This is a genomic window from Terrabacter terrae (genome assembly GCF_039529575.1).
Classification (GTDB): Bacteria; Actinomycetota; Actinomycetes; order Actinomycetales; family Dermatophilaceae; genus Terrabacter; species Terrabacter terrae.
In genome coordinates this window covers 1-754 of sequence record NZ_BAAANB010000083.1, presented here as the reverse complement: position 1 = coordinate 754, position 754 = coordinate 1, and the positions used below count along the sequence as shown (strand labels likewise).

Below are 754 nucleotides of genomic sequence, written 5' to 3'. Positions count from 1 at the left end.
GGTCAGCACCTGGCGGATCAGCTCGTAGTCGGCCTCGGCCTCCGAGCCGCCAACGGCGCCGGTCAGCTGCACCACGTGCCCCGCGGTCGTGCCGGAGGTGACGTGGTGGAAGAGGTTGGCCTGGAGCACGGTGTCGACGTCGGCGTCGGGCCAGGTCGCGTCGCAGCCGACGAAGTGGGCTCCGCCGAGCTCCGCCGCATACGGCTCGGAGACGCCGCCCCCACGCAGGGCGGCCAGGGACGCGACCTGCTCGAGCGACTCCTCGACCCGGTAGGCGGGACCACACTGCTCGATGGTGACCACCACGTTGGGCGCGAACGCCCCCTCGCGCGGCAGCCGGGCGGCCATGGTCGTGCCGGGCGCGTGCGCGGGCTCCCATCCCTCGGGCACGTCGAGGGTCACCGCCGGCTGGCCCGGGAAGTCCGCGCTCGGGTAGGCGAGGGTGGTCATGACTGGTTCCTTTCGGTCGTTCCCGCAGGCTCGGGGACGGCGCGGTCAGTCAATCATTCACGACAGGCCGTGTCAGATCAGCGGACGCGACGTCTCCGGGCGGTGCGGGGCGGACGAGGTGCGCCCGAGCGTACGGGCAGGTGAGGCGGGCGGGCGACGGGGAGGACTGCCCACCGGGTGCCCACCCGAGCGGGCGTATGCCGTCAGGCCGGGGTCTCGCGCTGCGCCCACCACGCGAGCAGCTTCTCGCGCGCGGCCTCCTTCCCGATCGGGCCGTCGTCGAGCCGGACCGACAGGAGGTAGT

General features: G+C 73.6%; 1 protein-coding gene. It reads right to left on the bottom strand.

Annotated features, from left to right (window positions below):
* A partial coding sequence (locus ABD194_RS19270; RefSeq protein WP_343994493.1) for a hypothetical protein occupies positions 1–450 on the bottom strand: 450 nt, incomplete at its 3' end.
* Positions 451–754 lie beyond the last annotated feature (304 nt).